The following is a 19938-nucleotide window of genomic DNA, read 5'->3' on the forward strand; positions in this document are numbered from 1 at the left end:
CTCTAAAGCTGGCTTTCGATCTCATTCCTACATTCTAGCGGCGAAAGCATCCTCGCTAACGCGGTCGACTTCCGACATTCCGTGCGGTTGCCTCCTATAAGTGGTTCGTGCCCGCAGCGGTCATTCGATTCAATAACCACAGCGGACCGGGGCCAGCCACGACGCGGCGCTGGAACTACAACGTGCGGGCTGTGCACTTCCAACGTTGGCTCGAGCGCCGAATATGTGGCCAGATCATCGTCAACCGCGTTGCGCCTGGAGTCGCGCAAGGCCAGCGCCCGTCAAGCCTGCCCTTCGCTCAGGGGCAGCCGCACGATGAATTCACTCCCTGATCGGGGCCTGCGCTCTTGGCCTCCACCGGGCCTCCGTGCAGCGCCACAGCGCTGGACGATAGTCAGGCCGAGCCCCAACCTGCCTTGGAACCGGTCCAGGGTGCGCTCGGCTTGGGTGAAGACATCAAACAGGTAGGGCAGCAACGCCTTCGGAATGCCTTCGCCGGTATCCCGGATCCAAATGACGGCGTCATCCTGCTCACACGCCGCCTCCAGCCAAATTGTGCCGCCTTCGGGCGTATATTTGGCGGCATTGTTGAGCAGATCGACACCACTTGGGCCAAGCGCAGGCTATCCCCGTCCGGCCCGAGCGGCTGATCGGGCAGCGAGGCGATCAGCTTGTGACGGCGGGCTTGAATGAGCGGCTGGCAGGTTTCAATCGCCTGCTGCAGCACTGCGGCAAGGTCGATAGACGCTTTCTGTAAGCTGATAAAGCTTAGGCTTCCGGGACACTACTCAATAGGCAGCCACTCGGTTGCTGTCTCGCAAGCGTACGCCCCTTATGGGAGATACCGCACCAGGGCGAAGTTGAAGCTGGGACCGCCGACAGCGGCGATAGGCGCGTCAGAACCGCCTGCCACCACGATCAGGCCATCGGGCTGAATGGCGATGGCCTGGACCTGGTCCGTGCTGCTATTCAAGACGTGGTCGCCGGTCGTGTTGGCCAAATCGGTCAGCACCCGGTTGTTGGACCCGAAGTCGGTTATCGCGACACCATTCAGATCGTAGCGGACCAGGGCGAAGTTGGTATTGCCCACGCCAAGGGGGGCGTTGGACGTTCCTGCCACCACGATCCGGCCGTCTGCCTGCATCGCGGCCGCAGTCGCAAAGTCAGCGCTGCGCTCGACGGTCCCATCGTCAAGCGCACGGTTATCAAAGTCCGTGATCGAGAGCCCAGGGTTGATCGAGTCGGCATTAAAGGTCGGATCGAGGGTGCCATCCAGATTGTACCGCGCCAAACCGAAGTTAAGATCCCCGTTGGGACCGTTGGTCGTTCCGACCGCCACGATCCGGCCATCGGGCTGGACGACGAGCGCGCTGGCCTGGGCGCTTGTGCCACGAAGACAGGTCGCTACCCGGTTATTGGGCCCGAAATTGGTATTCGGAACGCCATTGTTGTATCGAACGAGGCCGAAGGCCGCCGGACAATCGGGGGCGGGGGACGTGCTGCCTGCCACCACGAGCTGACCGTCGGACTGCATGGCCACAGCAAAGGCGTCATCCACGCTACGATTGCCAAAATCGGTGAGCACGGTGCCTGGGAAGATGGCATTATCGCCGAAGGTCGGATCGATGATGCCATCGGGATTGTACCGGACCAAGGCAAAATTACCCTCGCCGTTAGGCGCATTCGAAAAACCTACCGCCACAATCTTGCCGTCGGGCTGGAGGGCGAGGGCTCTGAGTTGGTCAAGCGAACGAGTCCCATCGGGTAATTGACGAAAATCCGTGAGTGTCGTGCCTGGGAAGATGGCATTATCCCCAAAGGTCGGATCCACGCTGCCGTCGGGGTTATAGCGAACCAAGGCGAAGTTGTTGTCGCCATTGGGCGCGTCGGAAAACCCTCCAACCACGATCTTGCCGTCGGGTTGAATCAGGACGGCGCGCGCCGTATCCGAGCTGTTTCTGCTGGGGCTATCGGGGTCACCCGTGGGTACGTCAGTCCGGAAATTCGTGATGACTCCGCCGCCCGTGCCGAAGGTCGGATCCATGGTGCCATCGGGGTTATAGCGGACTACGGCGAAGTTGTTGTCGCCATTGGCAATGGGGGAAGTAGTGAATCCGGCCGCCACGATCTTGCCGTCGGGCTGGATGGCCACAGCAAACGCCTGATCAGTAGCGGTCTCGAAGGTCGTGAGCACCCGTCCGATGACACCAAAGGCGGGATCCGGGGTGCCGCTTTGCGCATGAGATATACCTGTTGTAACTGTGCCAAACACCGCAGTCAAACCGACCAGCAAGCCGGGCAGCCCCATGGGCTTCTTTCCTTTCATGACGTTTTCTTCCCGCAGCAAAATAGAGAGATTGGCTAAATTAGACCGGGACACTCGGAGATTTCTCTCGTAGCCTCCCGGAATATTTGCCGCGAGCGGCCTGCACTAGCGGAAAGTACCAATTCGCTCATGGTTCCATAAAGCCGACATTCGAAGCCGGCTGAAAACTAAATGCGAACGGCAGAAATGGCCGAACAGCAGAAGTTCACTTCGGTGGCCCTAACTATCCGTTCAGCTCAGTTCGCCGCCACATTCGGCACGGAAGTGCCGGTTATCCCACCCGAAAAACGATCTCGAGCCGAACGTCAGCTACGGGGTAGTGGTTGGCCGACTCCTGCCGGTCGGCATATGTTCGTGGAGGATCGGGTTATGCGGCAGAGCGGATACGCTTCAGTAAACTGGGAACCAAGTCACTCCCGGCCGGAACCTGACGAATATCAATGGCCTCGATTCAGAGTATCCGTACAGTATCCTGGCTTGATGAATTCCCGAATCCATAGCCTGTGCCGGTCATCATGCTGCGAGACTGTTCAGCAGTTCGCGGCCTGCGAAGCGCCGCACCGCTATTTCGCCTGCTCGCTTTAGCCTTTTTCGCGGCCGGACTTTCGAGCTGTCTGTCACCCATGGCGCTTGATCATCTGGCGATCGCCTATAACGAATCCAGTGCGGACGTGATGTCGAGGCAACTCCTGCTCGATATCGCGCGTGCCCGCTTCAATCAGCCGATATATTTTTCCGGGATTTCGAATATTGCCGCGACGCTGAATTTCCAGGTCAATGCGGGGGCCACCCCGCCGTTTACGGGGAATAGCGGCACCACGCTGATGCCCATTTTCGGCGGCTCGGCGTCGGAAAATCCGACCATCAGTATCGTTCCCATGGAAGGCGAACAATTTACGCAGCGATTGCTGACGCCATTATCCGAAGACAAGCTGACCTTGCTGCTGCGTCAGAATATCGATGTCGATCTGCTGCGTTTGGTGACGCTGGAATTTCGCACTCAAGGCGAAGAAGCGGTATTTCACAATCGGCCTCGAAACCGGCGCGATTACGCCGCTTTTCGGCGCATCGTGCTGCACCTGTCATCGATTCAGGATCGTGACCAGTTGTACGCGGAGCCCCTGATCTTCGAGCGTCACTGGACGCTGCCTTCCGAGTCGATTAGCGGAAAGGAATTCCAGGCATTGGAGCAGGAGTATTCCATTGCGCCGGATTCAACGAGGCCGATTTATCATCTGACCAAGCAAGTCGTCGGTAGAACGGTTCTGACGAACTACGATCCCCTCCTTTTGAGCAATGAGGAGCGAATCCGGCTGAATGACGAGGCCGAAAAAAATGCACCCAACGATCTCCTGGTCGATATTCGTCCCGGCTATCCGGGCGGCGAATATCCGCTGCACGGCAAATTCAGGCTGCGAAGCTTTAGCAACATCATGTATTTCATTGGCCGAACCCTCGCCGCAGAACCCGAAAGGGACGTTCCCAAGGATCCGCGAACACCGCCGGTCGGCGAAAATCCGGTCTCGGTCATTGAGATTTCGGAATCCAGCAGGCCGCCCGCAGATGCGGACGTTGTGGTGAATTATCGGGGGAGATACTTCGCCGTGCGTCCAAGCCGTGATTCATCGTGGAACCAAACGGCCTTTCGGGTGCTCTCGCAGATTTTTCAGATGACGGTGACCGAACTTCCGAAACCGGGCGTTCCGAGCATCACCATCGCAAAGTAAACGTGACGCGCCTCGGAACACGGTGTCGGGGAGCGAAGCGTGATCGGCTGATCACGTGTTACGACACCGTGTTCCCAAAGGGATGTACCCGACTATTCAAAGTGACGGGCCGGTTCCGGCACCGCCTGACATCGCCGCCTTTACAGACCGCTCGAACGGCTGCCGCCGCTTGCGCCGACACCGCCGTCGGAGACCTCTCCCGCAGGCTGAGTGGTGTGCCGAATGACGCGCTGTATATCGTCTTTTCGCGCGAGGACCGATCGCAATTGCAATGACCTGTTCAGTACGCTGTACCAGAAAGGCGCGCCGAGGCTGAGCAGCAGGATGGAGATCATCAGCCCCGGAAGGTTCACATTTTTCCAGTTGTCAAACCATAGCTCGAGAGAGGTAGGCGGCAATATCACGCCCTGCTTGGCCAGGAACGTGAAATACTGCCTCTCGATTTTGTCCGACACGGGCAACGGCGTGGCGGATTGAGCCTCCAAGCTGGCTACGACATACTGTGCCTGATCGATCTTCATCGCCTCCTCGACAAAAGCGGTTCGCATGGCGTCGTCCATGGCAAATCGGTTCACCAGCGTCACCGTGTCCAGTTGCAGCACGACGGCTACCACCGTAGCGCTGACGAAAGTCCAAACGCGGGCACCGAAGGTGAAGCGTTCGCTGACGCGATCGATGACCGAATCAAACCGCAAGTTGATTTTCGCCAAGAATTGGCTGGCGGCTTCCTGTAACAGGGCAATATTCTGGCGGACGTCGTGGGCGAGTTCGGGGTTGGATTTCTCCAGTTGGAGGGCCGCCATATGGATATTCTTCAGCGTTTGGTCGGGGTCGGAGATACCGTTTTCCGCCATCACTTTCTTCAATCCCTTGAGCGCTGTCTGTTGCAGCTCGGTCATCGTCACGTCCTTCGGGTCTCGCGATGCCAGGTCGAGCAGCATCTTGGTGAGCTCCTCGCGGTGAATCACCTCGCCATACCGGATCAAACCGAATATTTTGCCGCCATTGAGGATTGGACTGCGTAGAATCATCTTCGCTATCTCCTCGGCGCAGCGCCGCTCCACGCCGGGATCGAGCTGCTCGAGCAGGTCCACGAGTCCGGCCAGCAAGTGCTTTCCGCGACTTTGACGCAGAGCCAGCATGGCCTGAGTCATCAGAGTCACCGCCATGCTGACGATCAGCATGACGACAGAAAGCCCGATTAGGATATCGATCGATTTCAGCATGATGGCACCCCTCCAGTCTCGACGTTGTTCAGGACTTACGAAAATGGACTCTTCTTCCGTCTCCCGAGGGAAAAAGGGCAAAATGCGTAAGTCCGGTTGTTGTTATTTTGTCCAGGCCGGCTAGCGTCAACGACCATGGCGATCGTCTCACCGACACCGGCGTTCGGCTTCGGCCCGCTTCGCAAGTCTCCTGCCCGAAGGCTTTAAGGATTTCTGACTCTCGGCCAGGCTTCCGGCTCCGCGAATGGAGCGTCGGGGTCGTCCTGACAGGCTTGAGCCCGAGCTTCCTCGACGACCGGCTGGCCGTTCCGAAAAGTGTAAACGACGATCGAGCCGCAGTCTCCGATGCCGCGGGATTTCGACCAGACTTTCAGTTCCTTCGTTTTGTCATCGAATTCGGGAAATCCGCTCAGCTCCGTTTCAAGATAGCGGGAGACGCGGCCATCCGTCTCGCGCTCATAACGCTTGAATTTCAACAATGCCGTTTTCGCCCGTGCTTCGTCATAAAACATGAAAACAAAACCGGGTTGATAAGCGCCCAGGTAGCACTGTATCTCCACGAGATACTGCTTGTCCTTCAGGCGATGAAAGGTAAGGCCGGCATCGGGAATATCCTCGGCTTGGCTTTGGAAGCTCTCCTCGCAGTCGGCGGGCCATTTCAGTCTCTGATACCAGGCGCTTCGCTCCTCTCGAGTCAAATCGGACTTTTTTTGATCGCCTCCGGCCTTTACTCCCGAAGCAACCAGAAACAGACCTACAAAAGCGGCGGTGATGCCGAACCCGAACAATTTCATAGCGATCCCAACTCCCTGTGCGCTCCATGACATTCCCGAAATGGACTCATACGGCAGCGCCGCCGATCCGACGGAATCCTAAATCGACCGATGCCATCTCCGCTATGCTCGCTGAAGGGCCGAAACCCGCAAGAGATCATCGAATCGGCGTGCGATGTCGGCGATCGTTGTAGCCTTGTCGTGGCCATTGATGATGGTTCGAGCATTCTCATAATCGGGCGATACTCCGTCTTTTATGAAATGTCCGAGCTTTTTGCCCGTGAACCATCCTTCCTTCATTCCCTGGACGGCAATTTGATAGGCCAGCTTGGGCTCCTTTGCTTTATCGGGGTTCGAGATCAGATCCACGTTCAAAAATCTTCCCGCTCTCTCGTAGTTGTTTCGGCCTGTCAGCTGTACAAAGCCGCGCCCGTGAAAAAGATTGCCATCGCCCGGGTAAAGATTGCCGAGCCGCCGGCCTACCGAGGTATGCGGTCCATAGCGGGATTCAAAGTAGGCCGCCGAGCCGTGCTCGTCGATCGGCCTCATCGTGTTTGCCGTTTCCCATTTGAATGTCGCCAGGCAGTAGGCCAACTGTTGCCGGTCCGTGTCCGTCCCGTCGAAACGGACATCCTGTTCGATTTCGCCAAGCAGAAACTCCAGCGCGTCGACCCGGTATTGCGTCATGGGTCCGAACGCGGAACGATAGTCCTCGAAAAACTCATTCCTGTCGAACACGAACATAACTTGCCCCCCCCACTTTCTTCTTTTTTGAAAAATCACGATCACCGCCGAGAGAGCGCGCGAAACCTCACCCGAGGCAGCGAGCGATCAAGCGGTGAACTTATTCCATCATGAATCCGATCTGTCCGGAAACATCGCCTCCCTCGATTCCCGTCGGGAGCGCTTCCACGCTAGCCGCCCCCTCACAAATCACGGTCTCTGCAACGTCAGAATGTGCGGCGGCTGACCGAAAACGTCGATCTGCGCGTCAAGAGTCCTCCAAATCCGGCCGATCCTTTTTGCCCATTCGACGCTCGATCGGCGTCAGAAACTGCAAAGTCAGAAAATTGATCGTACTGATCAGCACGGCGATCTCATACAAGCCGTGGGCGACCGAAGCGCCGATTGCGCCGGTCGACCATAGGCTAGCCGCCGTGGCCGTTCCCCGGACACCTGTCGACGTCTTCAAAATCGCTCCGCCGCCGATAAAGCCGATACCCGTCATCAATCCGGAGATGATGCGCGCCTGCGCATCCTGAGCGGTACCGACGACCGACTCCCCGACCAGGATATAACCGCAACTTGCTAGCGCAACCAGAGGGAAAGTCCGCAATCCCAAGGTGCGGGTCGTTCTTTCGCGCTCCAGGGCGATCGGCAGAGCGAGTACGAACGCTCCTGCAAGCTTGAGCACGTGAGACAGAAATTCGCTCCAGTTCCAGTTCAGTAGATCCATCTGATTGTCCTGCTGTGCTACAGCGTTCTCGGTCCGACCGATTTCCGTCTTTTCCACTGCCCGGGGAGACCATAGCCCCCCCGGGCGCCGTGCCTGGATGCGCGCCGGCAAATCGGTCGCTGCTCATCTGCACGAGCCTACCAGCCGTTCCGGAAAAGGCTGTTCGCCGGGGTCCGGGGCGGTTTCTCATTCATTCCGGCTCCACGGCACCCGGCCGGCGAGTTCGGTCAGGGAACCCGCCGGATAGGTTCCGAAGCGGCGGCTGGACGGAATCTGCGGTATCCGGACGAAAAGTACAGCCTCGGTATCGGCCGCGAGCATCTGCTCGAAAGGGGTCAGCTCTCGCGTCGGAGCGCTCCCCTCGACGAGATCGAGAAGGTCTCGGCCTATCGTCTCGAAGGCCTCTCTGGGCACGAGCCGGGTCTTCTCCGCGGCGAGCGTGCGAAACACATCCCTGCCGCCGGCGAGGCTCATCTGAACCAGGGCCGCCACCGGGAAAGCGGCCACGGCGGCGAGATAGCTGGTCGGACCGGTCTCCGGAATGTTCCAGCCCAGCCAGCGCAAGGGATCGATGACCAGCGCGGTGCTGTTGTTGGCGGCCCGGTCGTAACCGATGACATGGCAGTAATAGCCGTGTAGCACCTGTTGCAAGGTGGCTTGCACCCGGCGCGGAATTCGGGAATCGCGCATGACCGCGACGAGCATGTAGTTCGGACGGTACCAGGCCTGTCCGCTGTTGAGATCCGCGAGGTAATTGTCCATGGGCACCATGGCCGAGAGAATGCCTTTTGCGTTCTTGTCGTCTATGGGATAGAAGTTGGCGGCCAGCCAATCGCTCCATTCGCCTTGCGGGCCCAATATCCCGGCGGCGGGCGCGAGATGGCCGCCGTGCGCGCCGTCATCGTCGCCCTGGGCGCCGTCGAGCACGAAGGCGAGCACCGGGCGGCTCGCCCAGCGGCGGGGCTGTCCCGGATGACGCTCCCATAACACCCGCGCGGCGTAGATGCCCGTCACGCCGCCGGTCTGTGCCCGGATCAAGGTCGTCAAGGTTTCCCGCTCTTTCAACGGCTCAAATCGGGCTCCATCGATGTCGATACGGGTATCTTCCGGCCAGATCGTCCGGGCGACGAAAACCGGAGTCCCCCGATCGCTCAGTGTGACGCCACGCATGCGCAGCGGCCGTTTCGAAAGAAAAGCCACGGTGGAACGATCGAGATAGGCCCGATTGGTGGGAATCGCCGGGGTGACCGCAAACGCGATCTCACCCGCCGGTGCGCGGAGAAACTGTCCGTCTTCGGACAAGGTCGCGTGTTCGACGATCTCGGGAGCGCCGATCCAGACCAGCGGCGGATGGGGCGTTTCGCTCCGCTCCGGCTCGAAAAGCGCCGTGCCGGTGATCGGCCGAAGTCCATCAGGAACGGCGATGAGTTCGTCGCGAAAATACCAGAGCGCCGCCTCGGGCACCGGACAATCCGTGCACCGCCCGGTGGCGAGCCGAAAGGAGGAACTCGGCAACAGCCCGAAGCGCTCTCCGGTCAGGGCGCCTTTCGAAAAAGGACCGGCATATAACTTGTCCGGCACCTCGCTCCAGCGCAAGCCTTCCGCCGTCCGCAGCGGGCCGGCCTCGCCTGGAGCGTTTTTCATCCCGGTGCACGGCTTCGTGTCGGGCGAGAAGCACGTAGGTCGGGCGCTCTGACACCGAATCGGAAAATTCTCTAATTGCAGACCAAGCGATGCCGCCGGACGGACGCCGCTTCCCCCGGATTCATCCGCTAACCGGGACTCGGCCGCGCATCCGCACAAAAGAAGAGCAATCCACAGCCGGCGACACCGCCACGCAAGCGTTTCAATCGAGCAGCGTGTAAAGATAGCTCGCGATGTCACGCGCGTCGGATTCCGGAACATTCATGTTCGGCATCAGGGTCTGCGGATTGACGGCCGGAGGATTTTGCAGCCACCGGATCATATTTTCCGGGGTGTTCGGCAGAATGCCCGCGATGGCGACCCGCTTGGCGATTCCGCCGAGAGGAGGCCCCACCAGGCCATCCGCGCCGAACACGCCGGGGATAGTGTGGCAGGACGGGCAGCCGTAGGCGCGGATGGCGTCCTTACCCCGCTCCGGATTGCCGCCGGTCAGGGCGATGGCGTCGGACTCTTTCCCGCCCCCGCAAGCTCCGAGCAGGCACAACACGAAAACCATGGCGATCCCGCTTCCGTGACGCGTCCCCTCTCCCGGTAGCGCCCGTCCGGCATTACGGGAGGGCGAATACATACAGCGTCCCTCCGGGGTTGGTGTGTTCGGGCAAGTCCTTCATGGCGTTGACGAAGCCGAGCGCGCCGGTGCCGTCGCGCGGGTCCAGCCCGCCCGACACGATGGCGCCCGACCAGCCGCCGACTCCGGCAAGCACCGCGACATATTGCTTGCCGTCGGGTCCCCGGTAAGTCACCGGCTGGCCGATGATTCCGGAACCGACCTGAAACTGCCACAGAACGTCTCCGGTACGGGCGTGCACCGCCTTGAACCAGCGGTCCATGGTGCCGTAAAAAACAACGTCGCCCGCCGTCGCCACCGCGCCGCTCCACACCGGGAAGCGCTCCTTGATCTTCCATACGGCCTGCCGTTTCAGGGGGTCCCAGGCGGTGAACTCGCCGCGATGCCCGCCGGGTCCCGCGTGCATGTGCACCCGTGCCCCCACGTAGGGAGTGCCGGCGAGATAATTGGCCTCCAATCCCTCGATGTCCATGCAGAGGTTATTGTGCGGAAGGTAAAGCAGACCGGTCCGCGGCGACCAGGCCGCGGGCTGCCAGTCCTTGGCGCCGGGCGGTGCCGGGCAGATGTCGGTGACGGTTTTTCCCGTCTGCGGCTTCTTTTCCTCGACGTGAATGGGCCGTCCGGTCTCGAGATCGATGCCGCGGGTGACATTGGTCGGCACGAACGGGTCGGCCGACAGGATTTCCCCGGTCGTCCGGTCCATGACGTAGACGTACCCGTTGCGCTCCGCGCGCAGAAGGAGTTTCCGAATCCGGTCATTAACCGGCAGATCCACCAGGATATTCTCGTTGACGCCGTCGTAGTCGTAGAGATCGTGAGGGCTCCACTGGTAGGCCCATACCGCCGCGCCTGTCGCGGGGCGGCGAGCGAAGATGCCGCAGGTCCATTTGTTGTCGCCAGGCCGCATTTCCGGGTTCCACGGGCTGGGATTGCTGGTGCCGTAATAGATCAGATCCAGCTCCGGGTCATAGGAAATCCAGCCCCACACGGCGCCGCCGCCGATCTTCCACTGATCGGGCGGCCAGGTCGTGACGCCGAGATCCTTGCCATTGTCCTCCGGATAAAAAGCCTTGAATTCGGGACCGATCAGCACGTCCTTGTCGGGACCCGTGGTATAGGCCCGCCAGGCGATTTTTCCCGTATTGGCGTCCAGCGCCGTGAGCCAGCCGCGCACGCCGAACTCGCCGCCGCTGTTGCCCACCAGCACCTTGCCCTTCACCACCAGGGGCGCCATGGTCATGGATTCGCCCCGATTGATGTCGCCGAGCTTAGTCTTCCAGACCTGTTTTCCGGTCTTCGCATCCACCGCGAAAGTATGGTTGTCGAGGGTGTTGAAGAAAATCTTGCCGTCGGCGTAGGCCGCCCCACGATTGACCACGTCGCAGCAAGCGACCCCTTGCGCGGCGGCAGCCGGTTTCGGCTCGAATTTCCATTTCATCGCGCCCGGTTTTTCCTTGAGGTCCAGCGCGTAGAGAACATTGGGATAAGGCGTGACGACGTACATCGTATCGCCGATCACCAGCGGCGCCGCCTCGTGCCCCTTGTTCAGGCCGGTCGAAAAGGACCAGGCGAGCTTGAGATTCCCGACGTTCTCGGGCGTGATCTGGTCGAGTCCGCTGTAGCGGGTGCTCGCATGGTTCTTGGCCGGCATGGTCCATTGGCCGTCCTCCGCCTCGGCAGGCGGAACGGCTTGTGCCTGGACCCGGGATTCGGGAACTTGACTCGACACGACTCCCGGCCACCCGGCCAGACCGCCGAGCGCGACGAGCATCACACCGAGACGCGTTCCGATCTTGCCGGGCAAAGCATAGGCCACAGGACTCTGACCGGTTTTTGGCTGCTCCATGTCGAATCCTCCTTGTATAACGCCCCGTTCCGCTCGGACACACTCCGCGTAGGGTGGGTTACGCTTCGCCAACCCACTATCGATGGGTTTCGCTTCGCTCTACCCATCCTACAGAGCTACAGAGTTCGCGATTGCCGCGCTTCACTGCGTTCAGCACATCCTATTTTTATGACACCCTCCAAAGGGAAATAACTTTTTCAAAACTCCCTCAACATCATGGTCCCCTCGGGAGCGGGCTCCCGCTGTGCCCCGCCGCGCCGCCCGCGTTTTTTCCGATCGCCTCCAGCCAGGCGGCGAACATCCCGAGGGCGATGACCAGATAGATAGCGCCGGCGGGAACCCACATGATGAGCCCCGCGAGCTGCTGATCCTCGAGCGCGCTCAGTCCGGCCGCCGCCGAGCCGCCGTAGGCCGGATACCACGGCTGGCTGCTGAAGGTCAGCAACGCACCTAGCAGGCTGGTATGCACCGTCGTGGAGAACACGTATAGCACCCCGGCCCCGTACCCTCTCGCCCCTTCGCCGCCTCGGATGATCGCCCACCAGAACACCAGTGCCGAAACGAAAAAGCTCAGATGCTGCAGCGTGTGCACGTCCTCATGTCTCAGCGCCGCCTGAAAAAAGACCGGCGCATGCCAGATCCATATGACGGCCCCGTGTATCGTCCAGGCCGCCAAGGGCACGGTCATTCTGCGCCAGAAACGCCCGACCCAGCCGGTTTTGCAATAGCCTGTCAGAGACTTCCGCCACCCGCGCGGAAACGCCCACAGGGCAAAGGCGATCGGACGGCTCAAGACCAGCAGCGGCGCGGCGAGCAGTATCAGGATCTCGTGCTGGACCATGTGTGCCGAAAAAAGCTCGTTCGAAAGCCGATCCAGGGGCGAAATCAGGGCCAGAGCGATGAGCAGCCATCCCCCGGCATAAGCCAGCGCTTTTTGGATGAGCACCCGACGGCCCGTGCCGACTTTCGGCCACAGCCGCCGCAATCCGGCCACGAACAGTCCGGCCGACAACGCAAGACAAAAAAGGACCCAAGGCTCGAAATTCCAGGCGGTCCACTGAAAGCCGGAAATCGCCGAACTCCCTTCGTGAGCATGTCCGCATGCGGGAACACCGAACGCAGTGGACAAGCAGGGAAAGACGGTTCGGCGCGCAATACGGTTTCGTGCCATGGCAGGCCTCACGAGCGCAGAATCATGATCGGAACGGCCTGCGCCAGGATGGTCACGAAGAAGTAGGCGCTGATGATCATCCCGGAGAGCGCCATGAAGCGGCTCCGCGCGATCACCCCGCCTTCTCCGCTCGGCCACGCCGCCCCTGCCCTTTGCCAATTCCGCCAGGAAACCAACCCGCCGGCCGCGGCGATCGCCAGGGCCGCCAAAGTCGCCAGATACAGGGCGAGAGTCGACCCGGGGCCGTGGAAGAAAGGCGTGATGCTGTAACTGGTTTGAAGGTGCAAGGCCCAGGCGACGGGACCCGCCAGCAAACCGGCCCATAGCGCGGCGATACCGCTACGCTCCGAGAAATACCGTTCCGTATCGGCCTGCAACACCTTTCTTCCCTCACTTTAAAACGCGCGGCATCCAGTACAGCGTGGCGTACAGCGGTATCCAGACCGCCACCACGAAGTGCCAGTAAATCCCGTTGACCTTCACCGCCAGACTGCGCCGCTCGCTGAAGTAGCCTATCCATGCGAGAGCGCTGACCACGACCGTCTTCAGGATCAGCGCAACCACATGGGTGCTGTGAAAGCCGATGATGGCCCAGGAAATGGAGCCGTAGGAATGGGTATACCATCGGTACCCCATTTCGCTGTACTCGATGTATTTCAGCACCAAGAACGTCACCGCCAGCGCGATACTCAGCAACAGCCCCCAGCGCAGGGCCGTTTGGTCGCCTCGGGTGATGCCGCGGTCGGCCCAGTGCATCGGCAGGCTGCTGGCCATCAGCACCAGCGTGCCCAGGGTCGGTTTGACCAGATCGGGCGTCTTGGTGCCCGCCGGCGGCCATTCCGGCTGATCGATGCCGAGATAGAAATAGCTGGTGATGAGGGTGGCGAACACCACCGATTCGACCAGGATGAGACCGACGATGCCCCACCACAAGGGTGCTCTGTAGTCGGCGGGCAGACGCGGAAGCTCGCCGGCATCGAAGCGGGTTTCGGCGTTCATCGGGCTTGCTCCTCCTCGGCGGAACCTCCGACCGCGCGCGGCCAGAGCCATCCGACGAATCCGACGAAGGTCAGCAGCAAGCCGATCGGGAACCAGATCGGATGACGGATGAAGCCGAGAAAACCCGCCGCCACCGCGACGGCGGAAAGAAAAGGCCAGATCGTAGGTCCCGGCAGAATCGCCACGGCGTGCGGCTCGGCATCGAGCAGCGTCGTGACCAGCACTTCGCGCCGCCCGGAGCGGAGTCCCACCACCGTTCCCGCCGGCTCCTCGCCGCGCTCCCACAGCGCCCAACGGCCGCGCACCACAGGGATATCCTCGAAGTTGTAATTGGGCGGCGGCGAACTTGTCGCCCATTCCAGAGTATCCCCGCCCCAGGGGTTGTCCGGTGCGTCGGGTTTTCGCAGGAAACTCAGCAGGGCGTCGACCGCGGTGACGAGCACGCCGAGGGCGAAGACGTACGCGCCTATGGTCGCCAGCAGGCTCAATTCGAACCACCCCGATTCGGACAGATAGGTGTAGACCCGGCGCGGCATGCCCTGCAAGCCGAGCTGGTGCATCGGGAAAAAGCTCATGTTGAAACCGACGAACATCAGGACGAAGCTCCACTTGCCGGCGGTCTCGTTCAGCATGCACCCGAAGACTTTGGGGAACCAGTAGTAGATCGCGCCGAACACCGGGAACACCGCCCCGCCGATCAGCACGTAGTGGAAGTGCGCGACCAAAAAGTAAGTGTCGTGAACCTGCGTATCGAACGGCACCGAGGCCACCATCACGCCGGTCAGCCCGCCGAGCACGAAGATGAAGAAGAAACCCAGCACGAACAGAAGCGGCGTCGCGAACCGCAGCTTCGCTCCCCATAGCGTCGCGATCCAGCAGAATATCTGCACGCCGCTCGGCACGGCGATCATCACGCTTGCCGCGGTGAAGAAACTGACGCCGAGTGTCGGAAGGCCGGTCGTGAACATGTGGTGCACCCACAGCCCGAAGGCGACGAAGCCGATGGCCACCACCGAGAGCACCATGGCGGTGTAGCCGAAGATCGGCCGCCGCGCAAAGGTCACGACGATGGACGAGATGACGCCGAGCGCCGGCACCAGGATGATGTAGACCTCCGGATGGCCGAAGAACCAGAAGAGATGCTGCCAGAGCAGCGGCTCGCCGCCTCCCGAGGTCATGAAAAAATGGGTGCTCACCGTGCGGTCCAAGGCCAGCATGACGCTGCCCACCATCAGGGGCGGCATCGCGAACACGATCATGAACATGGTCACCAGCATGGCCCACACGAACAGTGGCATCCGGTTGAGCGACATGCCGGGCGCGCGCTGCTTGAATATGGTCACGATCAGTTCCACCGCCGCCACCAGCGCGGAGATTTCGATGAACGTGATCATCGTCGCCCAGAAGTCCAGACCGAGTCCGGGCGAATATTGGGTCAAAGTCAGCGGCACGTAGGCGAACCAGCCCCCGTCCGGCGCATGGCCCAGAAAGCCCGCGGCGTAAAGCGTCACGCCGGCGATCAGGTATACGTAATAGCCGAAAGCGTTCAGGCGGGGAAAAGCCATGTCGCGGGTCCCGATCATGAGCGGCACGACATAGATGCCCAGCCCTTCCATCATGGGCACGGCGAAGAAAAACATCATGGTCGAGCCGTGCATGGTGAAAAGCTGGTTGAAGTGATCCGGCGTGAGGAACGAATTTTCCGGCACCGCGAGCTGGGTTCTCAGAAGCAGCGATTCGATTCCCGCCATCAGGAAGAAGATGAAGGAAGTAATGATGAATCGCTTGCCGATCATGCGGTGGTTCACTTGGGTGAACCAGCCGAAGAACCCCGATGGCGAGTACCAGGTCCGGTCCAGTTCTTCCGCCTTGCGGGACATCGCCGGGCGCACCGACGCCTGCTCCCCGACTCCCGGCCGATCCGTTTCGGTGCTCGCGGTCATGGGCATGCCCTTTTCGTTTTGTCGCGAACGCGAAGCCTGTCCCGACTGGAGCCAAGGGGCTTATCTCGGCCTATGTAGGATGCCCCTGTCCGTAAACTTCTCGATCGTAGGTCGGCAATCCATTGCCGACGAACACGCGCGGCCGGGACGTGGCGTCGGGAAGGGGGGCTTCGGCGCTCCAATCGCAAACGGTCATTCGGGTGCTCCAATCGCAAACGGCCTGGCCGGGAGCGCCGGCCAGCCCCTTCCCCGGATGACCGTTTGCGATTGGAAGGGATTCCCGACCTGCTTGGGGCGCAAGCTGGTAGGCCGGAATAAGCGTCAGCGTTTCCGGCAATCAACGGCGGGAAGGCCACCATGCCGGGAACACGGAGCCTGTCCCGAGGCAGTCGGGAAGATCGTAGGTCGGCAATCCATTGCCGACGAAGCTGTCGGGAAAGGATTCCCGACCTACCTCGGGCGCGAGCATGTAGGCCGAAACAAGCGCCAGCCTTTGTAGGCCGGCAATCCCTTGCCGGCGACTGCGTGTAAAATTTCTCCTTCATTTCAGGCTCTCCAGATAACTCAGCAAGGGATGCAGGCTCTCGGCGTCATAATTGACGGGAGGCATCTTGTTGCCCGGTTTGACGTGCTGAGGATCGAGAATCCAGCCCGCGAGGTTGCCGCGAGTATTGGGCAGGGTTCCGGCCGCGAGAGTCCGCCGGCTGGCCAGGTGGGTCAAATCGGGCGCGACCCGTCCGAGCGCGGCGGTCCCGCGGATCGAGTGACAGAGTACGCACGGCGATGAAAGAAAGACCTGCAGTCCCCTGGCGAGAACCGGATCGGCGGGCTCGACCGCCGGAGCGCGCTCCCGAGCCAGCCAGTTCGAAAAGACTTCGGACGGCTCCGCAACCACCCAAAAAGCCATGTTCGCATGCTGTATGCCGCAGAACTCGGCGCACTGGCCGCGAAATTCCCCGGTCCGGTCGGCGGTGAGCCAAGCGACGTTGGTCTGACCTGGAATCAGATCCATCTTGCCGCTCAGATTGGGCACCCAAAAGCTGTGGATGACGTCTCTGGATTTGAGCAGGAATTTCACCGGCCGGCCGACCGGGATGTGGATTTCGTTGGCGGTAACCGCGACCGCCCTATCCTGTTCGTCGAGGTAACGGATCTCCCACCACCAGCGGCGTCCGATCACCTCCACGGTCAGCGCATTTTCCGGCGGCTCCGCCGAAAGTTCTCGGTGAATCGACACGCTGGAAATCAAAACGATCGGGAGTACGATAGCCGGCAGTATCACGCCGCCGGCGAGCACCAGATTGCGGCTCTGGCGCCGATTCAGAGGCGCTTCCCCGCGCCGGCCCCGCGAGCGCCACACGCCGGTCAGAAGCGCAACCATGACCGCCAGCAGAATCAGCGTGGCCACGATGCACATGGCCCACCACAGGTTGGCCAGCATCTGTGCCTGCGGGCTCATCGGATTGGTGGCGTCCTGAACCCCGGAACAGCCGCCGAACAGCAAGACGAAAATCGGAAGGACGACCCGCTTCACCCGGCATCGTGCCCCCCCGCTCCGGCCCGGATTCCATGCGCCTTGGTTCATCGTTTCGGCTCGCCGGGCGATTTCCCGCTTTCATCCGCCGATTCCCGGCGCCTGGGTTCAGGCGCGCCGGTCGCCGCGTACTCGGGTTGCAGCGTGCGGATGTAAGCGATGATCTGCCAGACCTGTACATCGGTAATCCGCCCGCCGTAGGCAGGCATACCCTTGGGCCGGCCCTCGACGATGCTGGCGAACAGGTTGTCGTCGTGAGGACCGTAGATCCACTCGTCGTCCATCAACGGCGGACCGATTGCCCCGCCGCCGCTGGCATGACAGCCGGAGCAGTTAAACCAGTCCCAGAGCTCCTTGCCTTCGGCGATGGCCTGCCGGTCCCCCGCGAAAGGATTTCGGAATCGCGGCAGCTCCGGCATCTCGGGGCCGGGGCGCAAATCAACCATGGGCGCGCCGGTGGGCGTTCCCCCTGCCGGCGGCGCCTGCCTGAACTCGCCTATGCCCCGTTCTTCCCGGCAGCCGGCAACAAGACCCAAACCGAAAACGCCCGACAGAGCCAGCGCCCCCAGCGGCAATTTTCGGCGAAAACATCGGTCATTCATGCGGGACGACCCTCTGCGTTCCTTCGATTCAGGGTACTCCGTACTTTCGGAGTTGCGCGCCTATCTCGGACCGCTCTTGTTACGGCACTCCAATCCGATAAGCTACCAGGACGCTACACGAGGACTTACGTCTCCGTATCCAATAATTTCGATCAGGCCGCCCTTCGTTCTATCCAAAAATACGCAATAGTTCGTACAGAGCTCCGGCATTTCCGCGCATAGACCGGATTTTTCTGAAATGCTGTCAAGGAATAGCGGGAGATGGCGGAAAGACGGGATGACAAATGCCTAGACTTGCCGTCCCTCGGGACCGGCGCTCAGCGTGCGAGCCCGAACCGCGTATCCGGAAACGGAGCGGAAACGCGGGACGCTCCATTGTCAACGTTCAAGCTTGCCCTTGAGTTTGAGCAGACCATCGTGATTCGGGACGGCTTCCAGCCCCTCCAATACTTTCTTCAGGCTATCGACGCGGTTGCCTTGCTCGAACGCTTTCCATGCCTCCAGCTCCAGGGCGTTCGCGATCTTTTGTATGCCGCTGGCCGCCTTTTCGTTGTAGGGATCGATCTTGAGCGCCTCGCGGTAGGCCCACAAAGCATTGGCGCCGGTCGGGGCGGTCAAATAGCCGACCTCGAAGTGAATGTCCGCCAGTTCCAGCAGATCCGCGACTTTCGCGTGCTGCTCGGCGGTGAGCGTGGTCGCGATCTTGGGCGGCTCCTTGGCTTTATGCAGGCCCATGTAAACATTGCTGCCGATGGCCAGGACGACAACCGTGGCGGCGGCCCAGCTTCCGTAGAACACCGGCGACCGCTTCTGCAGATCGCCGATGAAATCCTCGGCCGTCGGGGTACGGTCCTCGCGCTTGAGGGCGAGGGCTCTCTTGAGACCTCTCCATTGCCTGCCGTTCAAGCCGGAGATGGGCTTGGGCTGCAATTTCAGTTCGACCGCGACGTCCGCCGAAATTTTTGCGTACGGATGTTTCCCCGCCAAAAGTTCGTAAGTCACGCAGGCCAGGGCGTAAATATCGTCGCGCGGGTCCGGCTCCTCGTCCTTGAGCATCTCGTAACTCGCATAAGCCGGCGTCAGCGCCCCCAGATCGCGGGCATTGAATACGGTCGCGTCGCCGCCCTTCTTGTCCGTTCGGCCCGCGGCGCAGGCGATGCCGAAGTCGAGCACCTTGACTTCGCCGTTCTCGTCGATGAAGACGTTGCCCGGCTTGAAATCCGAATGGACGATGTTCTTCTTGTGGGCGTGGGCCAGCGCTTCCGCCATGCCCTGTATGATCGGCCAGGCCTTCTTGAACGGCATGCCCCCCTCGGGAAGCTCTCGGATCAATCGGTTGAGGGGCTGGCCTTCGAGGTATTCCATCGACATGAAGACGTGCCGGTCGTCCCTGTCGAAGTCATATACGTTGATGATGTTCGGATGGGAAAGCGTCTGAGCCCGTTTGGTCTCCCTCTGGAGCGCGATCAGGGAAACGGGATTTTGCTGAAAATCCTCGTTGAGGACCTTCAAAGCAACGTAGGGCTCTTTGTCGTTGGCCTCTTTCTTGCGCAGGTCCAGTGCCTTGAACACTACGCCCATTCCGCCCTCGCCCAGCACCTGCTCCAGCACGAACCGGTCCTTGAGGACGTCGCCGATTTGCAAAGGCCTTACCGTTAACGCGGATTCGACCGGCAGCGGGACACTGTGGCCGGTCCGGGTACTCAGCCGAGTCGAATCGCCATCATCGCTCGGCGCGGGCGCCGCGACGGGACGCGGCGCCTCCGACACCCCAGGGGCGAGGGTCGCCAGCCGCGTCTTTTCCGCATCGTCGTCTGCGGCAACCGCGGTCGGACCCGGACGATTGCCGGTGGACGAGGGCAAGATCCTGGTTTTGTCGAGTGCATCATCACCAGACGTTTGCTGAATATCTGTCATTTTTCTTATCAGGGAAGATTGTTTTGCAAACACATCGCAGCTCGGTGGCGTTCTTTATGATAGACCCTCCCCGGAAGGATGCGGAAAAACAAACGTGCAACTCTCTTTTCGGAGAAAAGTCTCATACCTTAAACGGTGCGCGGGGA

General features: G+C 60.9%; 18 protein-coding genes. 2 read left to right on the top strand and 16 right to left on the bottom strand.

What is annotated here, in order from left to right; all coding sequences use genetic code 11:
* Nucleotides 1-607: 607 nt before the first annotated feature.
* Entirely contained in the window at nucleotides 608-757 is a 150-nt protein-coding gene (locus tag B2A78_RS26130; protein WP_156881698.1) for a hypothetical protein, read from the top strand.
* A gap of 75 nt (nucleotides 758-832) precedes the next feature.
* Here the strand turns inward: B2A78_RS26130 and B2A78_RS16275 are convergent, their stop codons facing one another.
* Entirely contained in the window at nucleotides 833-2326 is a 1494-nt protein-coding gene (locus tag B2A78_RS16275; RefSeq protein ID WP_077731069.1) for a hypothetical protein, read from the bottom strand.
* 623 nt (nucleotides 2327-2949) lie between these two features.
* On the opposite strand from B2A78_RS16275, the gene B2A78_RS16280 reads away from it, so the two are divergent.
* Nucleotides 2950-4053, top strand: a complete 1104-nt coding sequence (locus B2A78_RS16280) for a hypothetical protein (protein ID WP_077731131.1) — start codon at nucleotides 2950-2952, stop codon at nucleotides 4051-4053.
* A gap of 140 nt (nucleotides 4054-4193) precedes the next feature.
* Here B2A78_RS16280 and B2A78_RS16285 read toward each other — a convergent pair whose 3' ends face one another.
* From B2A78_RS16285 to B2A78_RS16345, 15 genes are all read right to left on the bottom strand, one after another.
* A complete protein-coding gene (locus B2A78_RS16285; protein WP_077731070.1) occupies nucleotides 4194-5279 on the bottom strand; it encodes a hypothetical protein in 1086 nt (361 codons plus the stop codon).
* A 203-nt stretch (nucleotides 5280-5482) separates the two neighbouring features.
* Nucleotides 5483-6073: a DUF1176 domain-containing protein gene (locus B2A78_RS16290; RefSeq protein WP_168175454.1), complete on the bottom strand. Its 591-nt coding sequence runs from the start codon at nucleotides 6071-6073 to the stop codon at nucleotides 5483-5485.
* A gap of 102 nt (nucleotides 6074-6175) precedes the next feature.
* Complete coding sequence (locus tag B2A78_RS16295) at nucleotides 6176-6796, bottom strand: glycoside hydrolase family 19 protein (RefSeq protein WP_077731072.1); 621 nt, start codon at nucleotides 6794-6796, stop codon at nucleotides 6176-6178.
* 247 nt (nucleotides 6797-7043) lie between these two features.
* Nucleotides 7044-7508, bottom strand: a complete 465-nt coding sequence (locus B2A78_RS16300; protein WP_077731073.1) for an MgtC/SapB family protein — start codon at nucleotides 7506-7508, stop codon at nucleotides 7044-7046.
* A gap of 186 nt (nucleotides 7509-7694) precedes the next feature.
* A complete protein-coding gene (locus B2A78_RS16305; RefSeq protein ID WP_077731074.1) occupies nucleotides 7695-9152 on the bottom strand; it encodes a hypothetical protein in 1458 nt (485 codons plus the stop codon).
* 202 nt (nucleotides 9153-9354) lie between these two features.
* Nucleotides 9355-9780, bottom strand: a complete 426-nt coding sequence (locus B2A78_RS16310) for a c-type cytochrome (RefSeq protein WP_077731075.1) — start codon at nucleotides 9778-9780, stop codon at nucleotides 9355-9357.
* Nucleotides 9761-11626 (bottom strand): methanol/ethanol family PQQ-dependent dehydrogenase, encoded by a 1866-nt coding sequence (locus B2A78_RS16315; protein ID WP_077731076.1) that lies wholly within the window; start codon nucleotides 11624-11626, stop codon nucleotides 9761-9763. The genes B2A78_RS16310 and B2A78_RS16315 overlap by 20 nt, the downstream gene beginning before the upstream one ends.
* A 214-nt stretch (nucleotides 11627-11840) precedes the next feature.
* Nucleotides 11841-12797, bottom strand: coding sequence for a cytochrome c oxidase assembly protein (locus B2A78_RS16320; RefSeq protein WP_168175455.1), 957 nt, complete (start codon nucleotides 12795-12797; stop codon nucleotides 11841-11843).
* A gap of 8 nt (nucleotides 12798-12805) precedes the next feature.
* On the bottom strand, nucleotides 12806-13174 hold the full coding sequence (locus tag B2A78_RS26135; RefSeq protein WP_168175456.1) for a hypothetical protein: 369 nt from the start codon (nucleotides 13172-13174) through the stop codon (nucleotides 12806-12808).
* A 13-nt stretch (nucleotides 13175-13187) separates the two neighbouring features.
* Nucleotides 13188-13796, bottom strand: a complete 609-nt coding sequence (locus B2A78_RS25730) for a cytochrome c oxidase subunit 3 (RefSeq protein ID WP_143735197.1) — start codon at nucleotides 13794-13796, stop codon at nucleotides 13188-13190.
* Nucleotides 13793-15745, bottom strand: a complete 1953-nt coding sequence (gene ctaD / locus B2A78_RS16325) for a cytochrome c oxidase subunit I (protein ID WP_240502565.1) — start codon at nucleotides 15743-15745, stop codon at nucleotides 13793-13795. The genes B2A78_RS25730 and ctaD overlap by 4 nt, the downstream gene beginning before the upstream one ends.
* Nucleotides 15746-15809: 64 nt before the next feature.
* Complete coding sequence (locus B2A78_RS26910; RefSeq protein WP_276205403.1) at nucleotides 15810-15935, bottom strand: hypothetical protein; 126 nt, start codon at nucleotides 15933-15935, stop codon at nucleotides 15810-15812.
* Nucleotides 15936-16280: 345 nt separating this feature from the next.
* Entirely contained in the window at nucleotides 16281-17324 is a 1044-nt protein-coding gene (gene coxB, locus B2A78_RS16335; RefSeq protein WP_077731079.1) for a cytochrome c oxidase subunit II, read from the bottom strand.
* Nucleotides 17321-17875: a c-type cytochrome gene (locus B2A78_RS16340; RefSeq protein WP_077731080.1), complete on the bottom strand. Its 555-nt coding sequence runs from the start codon at nucleotides 17873-17875 to the stop codon at nucleotides 17321-17323. The genes coxB and B2A78_RS16340 overlap by 4 nt, the downstream gene beginning before the upstream one ends.
* 378 nt (nucleotides 17876-18253) lie before the next feature.
* Complete coding sequence (locus tag B2A78_RS16345) at nucleotides 18254-19792, bottom strand: serine/threonine-protein kinase (protein WP_077731081.1); 1539 nt, start codon at nucleotides 19790-19792, stop codon at nucleotides 18254-18256.
* Between the last annotated feature and the right edge of the window lie 146 nt (nucleotides 19793-19938).

The sequence above is a fragment of the Methylocaldum sp. 14B genome (assembly GCF_002005105.1).
GTDB lineage: Bacteria > Pseudomonadota > Gammaproteobacteria > Methylococcales > Methylococcaceae > Methylocaldum.

Bases quoted from the DNA above. Each gene is read 5' to 3' on its own strand.
- B2A78_RS16300 (WP_077731073.1), bottom strand. From the start codon at position 7,508: ATGGATCTACTGAACTGGAACTGGAGCGAATTTCTGTCTCACGTGCTC.
- B2A78_RS16345 (WP_077731081.1), bottom strand. From the start codon at position 19,792: ATGACAGATATTCAGCAAACGTCTGGTGATGATGCACTCGACAAAACC.
- ctaD (WP_240502565.1), bottom strand. From the start codon at position 15,745: ATGCCCATGACCGCGAGCACCGAAACGGATCGGCCGGGAGTCGGGGAG.
- B2A78_RS16310 (WP_077731075.1), bottom strand. From the start codon at position 9,780: ATGTATTCGCCCTCCCGTAATGCCGGACGGGCGCTACCGGGAGAGGGG.
- B2A78_RS16340 (WP_077731080.1), bottom strand. From the start codon at position 17,875: ATGAATGACCGATGTTTTCGCCGAAAATTGCCGCTGGGGGCGCTGGCT.
- B2A78_RS16295 (WP_077731072.1), bottom strand. From the start codon at position 6,796: ATGTTCGTGTTCGACAGGAATGAGTTTTTCGAGGACTATCGTTCCGCG.
- B2A78_RS16315 (WP_077731076.1), bottom strand. From the start codon at position 11,626: ATGGAGCAGCCAAAAACCGGTCAGAGTCCTGTGGCCTATGCTTTGCCC.
- B2A78_RS16290 (WP_168175454.1), bottom strand. From the start codon at position 6,073: ATGAAATTGTTCGGGTTCGGCATCACCGCCGCTTTTGTAGGTCTGTTT.
- B2A78_RS26910 (WP_276205403.1), bottom strand. From the start codon at position 15,935: ATGACCGTTTGCGATTGGAGCGCCGAAGCCCCCCTTCCCGACGCCACG.
- coxB (WP_077731079.1), bottom strand. From the start codon at position 17,324: ATGAACCAAGGCGCATGGAATCCGGGCCGGAGCGGGGGGGCACGATGC.
- B2A78_RS16305 (WP_077731074.1), bottom strand. From the start codon at position 9,152: ATGAAAAACGCTCCAGGCGAGGCCGGCCCGCTGCGGACGGCGGAAGGC.
- B2A78_RS25730 (WP_143735197.1), bottom strand. From the start codon at position 13,796: ATGAACGCCGAAACCCGCTTCGATGCCGGCGAGCTTCCGCGTCTGCCC.
- B2A78_RS16280 (WP_077731131.1), top strand. From the start codon at position 2,950: ATGGCGCTTGATCATCTGGCGATCGCCTATAACGAATCCAGTGCGGAC.
- B2A78_RS16275 (WP_077731069.1), bottom strand. From the start codon at position 2,326: ATGAAAGGAAAGAAGCCCATGGGGCTGCCCGGCTTGCTGGTCGGTTTG.
- B2A78_RS16320 (WP_168175455.1), bottom strand. From the start codon at position 12,797: ATGGCACGAAACCGTATTGCGCGCCGAACCGTCTTTCCCTGCTTGTCC.
- B2A78_RS16285 (WP_077731070.1), bottom strand. From the start codon at position 5,279: ATGCTGAAATCGATCGATATCCTAATCGGGCTTTCTGTCGTCATGCTG.